The following is a 10,291-nucleotide window of genomic DNA, read 5'->3' on the forward strand; positions in this document are numbered from 1 at the left end:
CATGTCGTTCTTCGGATTGCACTACCGGCTGGAAAGCAAGGCGATCGGTCTGACGCTCGGGATCATCGCCGTCGCGAGCATCGGCGGTCTGTTCGAGATCGCGCCGCTCTTCACCATTCACCAGACCGTGGAAGACGCTCCCGACATGCGGCTCTACACGCCGCTCGAGCTCGCCGGCCGCAATATCTACATCCGCGAAGGCTGCTATGCCTGCCATTCGCAGATGATCCGCACGCTTCGTGACGAGGTCGACCGCTACGGCCCGTACTCGCTCGCGGTCGAATCCAAGTACGACCATCCGATGTTGTGGGGTTCGAAGCGCACCGGGCCGGACTTGGCGCGGGTCGGAGAGAAATACTCCGACCAGTGGCACGTCGCTCACCTCAACAATCCGCGCGACGTGGTGCCGGTCTCGGTGATGCCGGCCTACGGATGGTTGCTCATGACCGAATTGCGCACCGACGATCTCGGCCTTCACCTGAAAGCCCAGCGCGCGGTCGGCGTGCCCTATACCGACGCGATGATCGCCAACGCCTCCATTGACGCCTACGCGCAGTCCAACCCGGATTCGCCGCTCGCCGATGGCGTGATCAAGCGGTACGGCAAGGCCACCACGATGCGCGCATTCGACGGCCGACCCAGCCAACTGACCGAAATGGACGCGCTCGTTGCCTATCTCCAGATCCTCGGCCGGCTGACTGACACTGCGCATAGATCGGTTGCACAAGCAGGAACAGGCCAATGATCGTCGAACATGCATTGCTCGTCGGCATCTCAAAATCGTTCGGGCTATTCTACCTGATCGCGCTGTCAATCGCGGTAGTGATCTATGCCATGTGGCCGTCGAACAAGAAGCGTTTCGATGATGCCGCGCAATCCATATTTCGCGATGAGGCGGGACCATGGCGGTAGAGCAACCAGATCGCGACAGCTATACCGGCTATCTCACGACCGGCCATGAATGGAACGGCTTGAGGGAGTTGAATACGCCGGTCCCGCGCGTGCTTTATTTCTCCCTGAGTTTGGCTTTCCTGTTCTCGGTCGGCTACTGGGTGCTAATGCCGGCCTGGCCGCTCGGCGTGACCTACACCAAGGGGCTGCTTGGAACCAATCAGGCGAAGGTTGTCGCAGCGTCCTTGCAGGAAGCCGCGCTCGAACGCAGCGTCTGGACGAAGAGGATCGAGACTGAGGATTTTGCGGCGATCCAGTCCGATCCGCTTCTGATGGAGATCGTGCGGGGCAGCGGCCGCGCCCTCTTCGGCAACAATTGCGCCGTATGCCACGGCGTTGACGCCAAGGGGGGCCCGGGCTTTCCGAACCTGACGACGAGCTCCTGGTTATGGGGTGGCAAGCCCGAGGATATCTTCAATACCATTCGCGTCGGCATCAACTCGGCTCACCCGGACACACACGTTTCGCAAATGCCGGCGTTCGGCCGCGATCAGATGCTGCCTCGCCAGGATGTCCTCAAGGTGGCCAGCTTTGTCTATTCCTTGTCGCATCCGAGCGCGAAGGATGTCGATCCCGCCAAGGTAGAGGCTGGCAAGGCGATCTTCGCCGCCAATTGCGTCGCCTGTCACGGCCCTGACGCCAAGGGCAATCCGGAGGTCGGCGCGCCCAACCTGACCGACAGTTTCTGGATCTATGGCGGCGATTTTGAAACCATCGATAGCACGGTTTGGGGCGGCCGCCAGGGACACATGCCGACCTGGGAAAACCGATTGTCCAAACTCGATCGCAATATCCTGACGCTCTACCTCGTCGACAAGAGGACGGCTCGTCCATGAACGAACTCGCCATCGACCGACGCAGTGCCAGCAGGGCGAACATCTGCGTGTGGGTTGTAGTCGTGTGCGGCGTGATCGCCGTCCTGGCCGCCAACGCCCACCTCTTCTATGTCGCATCGACCTCGCAGCCGGCCTGCGTCAGCCATCTCCGTCAGGGCGACGCCCGTGATGCGCCCGACCTGTACTACGCGGCCAAATCGTCCTGCTCGCCGCCCGCCCTCCGCACATCTGCAGAAGGAAACGAACGATGACGATGCTTCCTTCGGTCGCGCCGCCGCTCCCGATGGCCAACCAATGGGCCCGACCATTGACGGCGGCCGATCCTTTCAAATGGTTGGCGCAAGGCTGGCGGGATTTCGTGACGCAGATGCCGCTGAGCCTGGCCTATGGCGTGATCATTCTTGCGATCTCGGTGGGGCTGGTAGCGGGCCTGGTTTCTCTCAAGCTCGACTACATCCTGTTTCCGCTCTTTGCGGGCTTCATGGTGATCGGCCCGATCCTGGCCGTCGGGCTCTATGAGAAGAGCCGCCGGATCGAAGAAGGCCTACCGCTACGTTGGCAAAACATCTTCTTCGTCAGGCCGCGTTCCAGCGGTCAGATCCTGTTCACCGGCGTATTGCTCTGCCTGTTAATGATCGTGTGGATCCGTGCGGCCGTGCTGATCTATGCCCTGTTCTTCGGCATGGTGGCATTTCCGGGCCTCGATCGCATCGTGCCGATGCTGTTCACCACCGGCACCGGCTGGGCGATGCTCATCGTCGGTACCGCTGTCGGCGGTCTGTTCGCAGCGTTCTCCTTTGCGATCAGCGCCTTTTCGATTCCGATGCTGCTCGACCAGCGCATCGATGCCTTCACCGCGATGGGCTCCAGCGTGGCGCTGGTCTGGAACAATTTGCGGGTTCTCTTGATCTGGGCGGCCATCGTGCTCGCTTTGTTTCTGGCAAGCCTTGCCACAGCCATGCTGGGGCTCGTCGTGATCTATCCGCTGCTCGGTCACGCCTCCTGGCACGCGTATCGCGCCGTGCAACCGGAAACGGAGTGATTTCCCGCGGAACGACGGAGCCGATCCCATGAGTTGCTGCGCACCCGGCGCCGAACTGTATCTGCATCAGGTCGGAACCCCGGACGACGAGATCCTGCTCGCGAGCCAGGCGGTCCACGACGGGCTGCGTCAGACCGACTTGTCGGTGCCCGAAATCCATTGCGGCGGATGCCTGCAGCAGATCGAGGTGGCGCTCAGCAAGCTCGAGGGCGTAGCGAAAGCGCGGGCCAATCTGTCGACGCGGCGGGTCACCGTCCTTTGGCGCGGAGACTCCCCTCCACCAATCATACGGGCGCTGAACGCCATCGGCTATAAGGCTCACGTCCACGATGCCGGCGCTGGCAAAAAGGACGCGAAGCTGGTCCACCTGCTGCGCGCGCTGGCGGTCGCAGGCTTCGCCTCCAGCAACATCATGCTCCTGTCGGTATCGGTCTGGGCTGGCGCGGAAGCGGAGACGCGCGATCTCTTCCACTGGATTTCGGCGCTGATCGCGCTTCCGACGCTGATCTATTCCGGTCGGATTTTCTTCCGCTCGGCGTGGCTCAGCGTGAAGCATGGCCGAACCAATATGGACCTCCCGATCTCGATGGGCGTCCTGCTCACCTTCGCTATGAGCCTGTACGAAACCATCCAACATGGTCCCTACGCCTATTTCGACGCGGCGGTGTCGCTGCTGTTCTTCCTTCTGATCGGCCGCACGCTGGACTATGTGATGCGAGAGCGGGCGCGGCAGGCGGTCGGCGGACTGGCGCGTTTGTCGGCACGCGGCGCACTGGTTTTGCAGCCGGACGGCACGCAGGCCTATCTCGCGATCGAGCAGATTATGCCGAAAATGACGATCCTCCTCGCCGCCGGCGAACGCGTCCCCGTCAATGCGCGCGTGATCAAGGGCACGTCCGAGCTTGACTACTCCCTGGTGTCGGGTGAAAGCGCGCCGCAGCCCGCGGCCGAGGGCACAGAACTGCAGGCCGGCATCCTCAATCTGACCGGGCCGCTGACCATCGTCGCGACCGCGACGGCCGATCAGTCGTTCCTCGCCGAGATAACGCGGATGATGGAAGCGGCGGAAGCCGGCCGATCGACCTATCGCCGGATCGCCGACCGCGCCGCGCAACTCTATGCGCCGCTCGTTCACTCCATGGCGTTTCTGACGTTCCTCGGCTGGATGATCGCCTCCGGCGACGCCCACCGCGCCATCACCATCGCGATCGCTGTCCTGATTATCACCTGCCCCTGCGCGCTCGGCCTTGCTGTTCCGATGGTCCATGTCGTCGCCGCCCGGCGGCTGTTCGACAAGGGCATCATGATCAAGGACGGCGGCGCGCTGGAAAAGCTTGCCGACGTCGACGTTGTGGTCTTCGACAAGACAGGGACATTGACCGCCGGCCAGCCACGGCTCACGACAAAGGGCGACACTGCACCCGATAGGCTCGCCCTGGCCGCCGCGCTCGCCATGCATTCTCGCCATCCCTATTCGCAGGCGCTGGCCGTCCTGAGGAACGATCGCCGGCAGATCACCTTCGATGCTGTGTCGGAGCATCCGGGCCTTGGCCTCGAAGCGCAGCGCGGCGCCGACGTCTATCGATTGGGACGGCCGGAGTGGGCAGTTGTGGACCGACGTTCCTCCGAGAAACACCACGACGCGATCATCGCGCTGGCGATCAATGGTAAAGGCATGACCTATTTCTGCCTCGACGACACAGTGCGCCCGGGCGCACAAGAAACGGTCGCCGAACTGAAAAAATCAGGAGCTTTCGTGGAAATCCTGTCTGGCGATAGGGACCAGCGCGTACGAGACATCGCCAAGCGGCTCGGCCTGACCTGGACCGCGGATGCCCGACCGGAAGACAAGATCCGGCATATTTCAGCACTGAAGCAGGCGGGCAACAAGATACTGATGGTCGGCGACGGTCTGAATGATGCGCCCGCACTGCGCGCGGCCGACGTCTCGATGGCACCGGCGTCGGCCTCGGATATCGGCCGCAACGCCGCCGACCTCGTTTTCCTGCGCGACAGCCTCCAGTCCGTTCCGCAAGCGATCGCGATTTCCCGGGCTGCCGGGGCGCTGGTCCGGCAGAATTTCGCGCTTGCGATCGCCTATAACATCGTAGCGATCCCGCTCGCCGTGTTCGGCGGAGTTACGCCGCTGCTCGCGGCGGTCGCGATGTCAGTGTCATCGGTCACGGTCGTGGCCAATGCATTGCGTCTCGATGTCCGGGTGTCGAGACGACGCGAGCGAAGAAATGTCCGCCGCGCGGAAGCGCCGTTCATACTCGAGGCATTGAAATGATCGACTTCTTCTTTCTCGTGCCGATCGCCATTGGTCTCGGTCTCGCCGGACTCGCCTCCTTCATGTGGACGCTGAAGAGCGGCCAATATGACGACCTCGAAGGCGCAGCCCAGCGCATCCTGTTCGAGGGACATGAAGGGCCTGAACGATAGCGGCCGCAGTCGCTTTTGCAAGCAAATCGAGGCAACCGCCGGAAAAGCCGATGTCGAGCCAAATCTGGCCGATAGCTTCCGATCGACCCTCGAGGTGTGGGACCAAGACGACAGCGATATTGCTGCATTCTTGGTCCCCTGCACGGACCCAAGGTAGCGCATGATCCAGAGAGGTGCGTACCGGTTTTCCGAAAAGAGCATACTCAAACGAGACAAAGCGAGATGACGATTCGAAGCCAAATCATAAGCTTCAAAAGACCGAGAGCGCGGAACGATTGCCCTGGCCCGTCATTCAATCCACGTTAAACTCAGTTTCCATCGAGACGAGATTGGGCATGCCATGAAAAAAGGCGACGCAACTTGTCCGCGGTGCGGAGCTGGATTCCGCAGGCTCGAGCTATCCTCGAAGCAGGGAACAGAGGGCGAGTATCACTGCCCGGTGTGTGATACCCCGCTGGAGGTTTTCGACGGTCACGCGCTCGTCATCTACCGCCTGACCATCCAGCCTAGCATCGGCATTTTGAAGGCCTAGGGGCGCTTTCAGCTGCGGTACTTAAGCGACTCCCACGGGAGGGGATGATGATCGTCCCCAATACCGAGAAAGCCCCCCAAACTCAGAACCGCGTACGAGACCTTTCGGATCGCTTGTCAATCATGACGCGCTCGATCGATCCGATTTGCGTTTCATCCGTGTGTCACTACGGGCCACGCGCCGAAGCCGGAGCAGATACTTGCTTAGTTAAATTCGAGGCAGTCCGCGATCGGCTGCTCGACGCGTGCGAGGCGTTGGCGGGAGCCGCCGGCATGTCGGACTCGTTGCGAACATGGCACGTCACGAAGGTTACCCGAGACTGCGAAGTAGTTCAGATCCCCTTTCAGCATCTGTTTCACCCAAGCACCGGTTTTCGCGATGGGATCGTGCATTATCCTGCGCAACTCGATCTTGATCGCCAGTGGCTTGGCTCGCGTCCGGTGTGGCCGGTCGCAATCCACGCCCGCACGCCCGACGCAATGGGATCATCGCGGCCGTCCATCGGCCAGCGCCGCGACAGTGGCTGCCCCACAGCGGACCTGGCGCCTGCCGCTACCATCCTTCCAGGACAGACCAATTACGAATGGTGCCCAAGTCTTCGGCTTCGATCAGCCTGTCATTTACGAATGTGAGAGAGACGAATGAGCTCTTTGCACGTGTATCGAGCACCACTCGTACCGCAGGCTGACCTTTGAAGACGTAATCGACTCGAAACTTTACTTCGCCATAGAGCGCTTGGACGTCGCTCATCGACATGCCTACCTGCGGTCCCCGCACATCGGTCTTCCCCTCCGGCTGAGGCGGTGCCGGCAGGCGAACTTGAAAAATGTCTTGCGGAATACGCCGTCCAATCGTCTTGGCGATGACGCGGTCCGCGGCGAAGAATATGTTAACTTCCGGTTCGCCAGTACCATGGTACAGCCATTGATCCAGCTTGATGCCAAAAAAAGTGTAGTGGCGGATGTCACTCGGCTCTCCGAGTGCGCGCCGCACGGCCCCACTTGCCATGCCTGGCCAAGCTTTGCGACTGAAGAGCGGCAGATCGCCCTTTTCGACTTGAAAGACATCGAGTGCGACACGAGACACCTTCCCCTTCGAAAGCGTAACCTTGGTAGGAATTACTCCGGAAAACTCAAGCTGGCGCACATTGATCCCGCCGCTATCGCAGCCGGCGATCCGGGTCGGCTCGCCCATGATGCGGGTCACTTCTTGCTCCATCATCCCCAAATAGAGCTGACCGGCGGGAATAGTCGCGAACTCCACGCGCGGCGGCATCGGCGTTTCGGATTGAGCGGCCGCGACTGTCAAGGACATCAACACGTCGATCAAGACCGCTACGGCCGCGGCCACAAATAGTTTCCATTGCATTGCACACTCCATTGGCAAAAAAGCGGGAGGAGGATTGCTATCTCGACGAAGACGCCGCCTCGTTCGGCCCAGGCTCGATGCTGCAAGCGACGCTGGAAGAAGCATCGGTCGATTGAAGTCCGGCAGCGTGCGCCGCAAAGCCTTCCAGGACGAACGCGAGCACAGACGACCAGAACGCATTGACCAGCCCGCGTCTTGTTCTCATTATCTTGGGAAGGGAGTTTGGGCTGACCGGATGTACGGGCACGGTCGTCGTGTCCGAATCCTTTCGGAAGTGGCGCCGTGCCGTGATCTGATCGGCGATGTAAGCGGCGTCCTCGCCAACGCCATAGATCAGGCCCGATTTCGCGGTGTGAAGCCACGGAAGTCCGACAAAGAAAAGTCCGGGATAGGCTGTGACCCCGCGCGTCTGACGAGGATATCCGTCAGGTTCGATGACCGGCAATTTGATCAGCGAGAAGTCGAAGCTATAGCCGGTCGCCCAAATCACGTTGGTGATGCCGGCACCTCTCAGATCGACCTGGGATAGCGCCGGTTGCTCAAAACCGTCTCGAAGAACCGGCAGCCTTTCTTCCGGCGCTGCCATTCCCGTCCTGACGACATGGGCGTCCACGGCGTTCGCAAAATCCGCTTCGGCGCGGTCCGCCGCCGCTAGATTGTCGTGCAGGTCGGGCGCGAGCTCGATGACCCCACCGTCGATGCCCCGGAGGCGGCCAAGCAGCACGACACCGTCACGCGCAAATTGATGGAGGTTAAGCGTATGGCCGCCCTTGGTGCCCGAAATGTGCGGCTTGCCGGCAAACTTTGCCTCGGGCGACGGCAGTTCGCTCACGTTGCGATCGTATTGGCCAAGTCTAGCGAGCCACCAGTTCGCGTCCTTTCCGCGGTAGCGCCGTGGGGTCCGACCCGCGCGGCCGACCGCGAGGTAGACTTTTCGCCCGGATTCATAGAGTTCTTCGGCGATCTGGGCGCCCGATTGCGCGCTACCAACCACCAGTACGGCACCGGGCACAAGCTGTTCTGGATTGCGATAGGCGTCGGAATGAAGCTGCCTGATGCAGGGCGGAAAATCGCGGCTTAAGCTCGGGATCTTCGGCGTTTGATAAAGGCCGGTGGCCATGACGACATTGCGCGCCTTGATCGGTTCGCCATCTTCCATCTGAACGATATATTCACCGCTTGCGTCGTCGCGCTCGATCCCATTGACGCGCGTGCCATAGCGCACGGGAAGGTGTCGAGCGAGTGCTTCAAAATACATCACGACTTCGTTGCGGGACATGAAGCCGTCAGAATCGTCCTCCGCGTAGAGGACACCGGGCAAACGCGACTGCCACCGCGGTGTGTTCAGCGTAAAGGAATCCCAGCGATGGTTGCGCCATGCGTTGCCTGGCCGATCGGCCTGTTCGAGGACGACATGGTCCTGGGATCGTCTCTTCAGATAGTGGCTTACGGCTAGGCCCGCCTGTCCTCCGCCCACGATAACGGTGTTCACTGCTGTGGTCATCGATCTTCTCCTCGTCTGATCGGAACGGCTTGCCCGCTCAATTGCTCATGACGCGGAGATGTTGACGACAACCGCCTGCAATAAGCCGGCGGATCGGCATATGATTGTTCACCAAACGTGATAAATCGCGGGAGGCGCGCATGGATCGAATGGCGAGCATGGCTGTCTTCACGAAGGTGGTCGGGACCGGCAGCTTCTCGGCCGCGGCGCGCGAGATGAAGCTGTCCCAGGCGTCGGTGACCAAGCAGATCCAGGAGTTGGAGAGCTGGCTAGGCGCACGCCTGCTCAATCGCACGACCCGTCGTTTGAGCCTCACCGAGGTCGGCACTGGATTCTACGAGCGATGCATGCGCATCCTTGATGCGGTCGAGGAGGCGAGAAGTGCGGCCGGCGCACTCCAGACGATGCCTCGCGGACGCTTGCGGATCAACGCTCCCGTCTCGTTCGGCCTGCTCCATCTTGCGCCGGTCGTGACCGAATTCTTAAAGCTCTATCCCGACGTTTCGATTGAGATGTTGGTGAACGACCGGGTAGTGGACCTGCTTGAGGGGGAGTTTGACGTCGGCGTACGCATCGGACGTCTCCGTGACTCGAGCCTGATCGCCAGGCGGATCGCGCCGATCCGGCTTGCCGTCTGCGCCGCGCCGGAATACCTCGCGCGTCACGGCGTGCCGCAGACGCCCGACGAACTCGCAAGCCACAATTGCCTGGAATACACCTACTTCGAAAGCCGCGGCGAATGGCGCCTGCTCGATCCCACGGGCACCGAGGTCGTCGTTCCGGTCTCGGGCCAGTATCTCGCGAATAATGCTGACGTGCTGCGCTCAACCGCCATAGCCGGCGGGGGGATCATCCTCGTTCCGACCTTCCTGGTCGGTGAGGACCTGCGATCAGGCCGTCTTAGCCGTCTGCTGCCCAACTATCCGCCGCCGGAACAATCGCTCTACGCCCTGTATCCGCCCGGCCGGCATCTCTCGGCGAAGGTGCGGAGTTTTGTGGACTTCCTCGTCGCCCATTTCGGTGGCGTCCCTACGTGGGACTGCTGATTCAATGTCAAAAGGCAACCAGCTCGGCCTTCTGAAACTCAGATGTGCGCCGCTTCGACACATTTGACACAGATGGCTGAGCCTTGACATCGGCTCTTGGCCCCTCTGAGACGTGCGGGTCCGGCCGAATAGCCGGCGGCGCCTCGTCCCCAAGGAAAGGCCTCGGTGATTTGGCGGGCAACCCATTCGGCTGTCGGATTACTTGTGACGTTGATCCAGACCAGGTCTCTGCGGGCCAGTCGGACGATGACGAAGGCATAGAGCAGATCGAAGCCTATGGTCGGAACAACTAACAAATCCATGGCGGCAATTTCCGGCGCGTGATTACGCAAGAAAATCCGCCATCCCTGATTGGGCGGCCCTCGCCGCTTGATCATGTACTTGGCAACGCTTGATTGAGCGACCTCAAACCCGAGCTTGAGAACTTCGCCATGGATGCGCGGCGCGCCCCAACGTGGATTCTCGACGCTTATCTGCCGGATCAACGCGCGCAGCTGCTTTTGATCTTTGGCGTGCCTCTCTTCGCGTTCGTGGTTCTCACAACGGTCTTCAGCCATCCGGTCATCCGGG

Annotated in this window: 11 protein-coding genes and 1 pseudogene; 8 read left to right on the top strand and 4 right to left on the bottom strand. The window is 61.2% G+C overall.

Annotated elements, in window-relative coordinates:
• The first annotated feature begins 1 nt into the window (after nucleotide 1).
• Genes ccoO through ccoS form a run of 7 tightly spaced genes read left to right on the top strand, consistent with a single transcriptional unit; the run spans nucleotide 2 to nucleotide 5,271 of the window.
• Complete coding sequence (gene ccoO / locus AC5ZG1_RS39125) at nucleotides 2-745, top strand: cytochrome-c oxidase, cbb3-type subunit II (RefSeq protein WP_496136098.1); 744 nt, start codon at nucleotides 2-4, stop codon at nucleotides 743-745.
• A complete protein-coding gene (locus tag AC5ZG1_RS39130; protein ID WP_496136099.1) occupies nucleotides 742-912 on the top strand; it encodes a cbb3-type cytochrome c oxidase subunit 3 in 171 nt (56 codons plus the stop codon). Before ccoO ends, AC5ZG1_RS39130 begins: the two co-directional genes overlap by 4 nt.
• Nucleotides 903-1,787, top strand: a complete 885-nt coding sequence (gene ccoP, locus AC5ZG1_RS39135) for a cytochrome-c oxidase, cbb3-type subunit III (protein WP_496136100.1) — start codon at nucleotides 903-905, stop codon at nucleotides 1,785-1,787. The genes AC5ZG1_RS39130 and ccoP overlap by 10 nt, the downstream gene beginning before the upstream one ends.
• A complete protein-coding gene (locus AC5ZG1_RS39140; RefSeq protein WP_496136101.1) occupies nucleotides 1,784-2,038 on the top strand; it encodes a hypothetical protein in 255 nt (84 codons plus the stop codon). The genes ccoP and AC5ZG1_RS39140 overlap by 4 nt, the downstream gene beginning before the upstream one ends.
• Nucleotides 2,035-2,829: a DUF2189 domain-containing protein gene (locus AC5ZG1_RS39145; protein ID WP_496136102.1), complete on the top strand. Its 795-nt coding sequence runs from the start codon at nucleotides 2,035-2,037 to the stop codon at nucleotides 2,827-2,829. Before AC5ZG1_RS39140 ends, AC5ZG1_RS39145 begins: the two co-directional genes overlap by 4 nt.
• Nucleotides 2,830-2,857: 28 nt before the next feature.
• On the top strand, nucleotides 2,858-5,119 hold the full coding sequence (locus AC5ZG1_RS39150) for a cation-translocating P-type ATPase (RefSeq protein ID WP_496136103.1): 2,262 nt from the start codon (nucleotides 2,858-2,860) through the stop codon (nucleotides 5,117-5,119).
• Nucleotides 5,116-5,271 carry a cbb3-type cytochrome oxidase assembly protein CcoS gene (gene ccoS / locus AC5ZG1_RS39155; RefSeq protein ID WP_130577816.1) on the top strand — a complete coding sequence of 52 codons (156 nt, stop codon included), beginning with the start codon at nucleotides 5,116-5,118 and terminating at the stop codon, nucleotides 5,269-5,271. Before AC5ZG1_RS39150 ends, ccoS begins: the two co-directional genes overlap by 4 nt.
• A 549-nt stretch (nucleotides 5,272-5,820) precedes the next feature.
• Here ccoS and AC5ZG1_RS39160 read toward each other — a convergent pair.
• The 3 genes and pseudogenes from AC5ZG1_RS39160 to AC5ZG1_RS39170 form a co-directional block, all read right to left on the bottom strand.
• Nucleotides 5,821-5,960: pseudogene (locus AC5ZG1_RS39160) on the bottom strand (PRC-barrel domain-containing protein); the annotation flags it as partial.
• Between the two features lie 395 nt (nucleotides 5,961-6,355).
• On the bottom strand, nucleotides 6,356-7,171 hold the full coding sequence (locus AC5ZG1_RS39165) for a hypothetical protein (RefSeq protein ID WP_496136104.1): 816 nt from the start codon (nucleotides 7,169-7,171) through the stop codon (nucleotides 6,356-6,358).
• Nucleotides 7,172-7,208: 37 nt separating this feature from the next.
• Nucleotides 7,209-8,675, bottom strand: coding sequence for a flavin-containing monooxygenase (locus AC5ZG1_RS39170; protein ID WP_496136105.1), 1,467 nt, complete (start codon nucleotides 8,673-8,675; stop codon nucleotides 7,209-7,211).
• Nucleotides 8,676-8,815: 140 nt separating this feature from the next.
• On the opposite strand from AC5ZG1_RS39170, the gene AC5ZG1_RS39175 reads away from it, so the two are divergent.
• Nucleotides 8,816-9,721, top strand: coding sequence for a LysR family transcriptional regulator (locus AC5ZG1_RS39175; RefSeq protein ID WP_496136106.1), 906 nt, complete (start codon nucleotides 8,816-8,818; stop codon nucleotides 9,719-9,721).
• Between the two features lie 38 nt (nucleotides 9,722-9,759).
• Here the strand turns inward: AC5ZG1_RS39175 and AC5ZG1_RS39180 are convergent.
• The coding region (locus AC5ZG1_RS39180) for a transposase family protein (protein WP_496136107.1) at nucleotides 9,760-10,291 on the bottom strand (532 nt) is incomplete at its 5' end.

The sequence above is a fragment of the Bradyrhizobium sp. Leo78 genome, assembly GCF_059512425.1.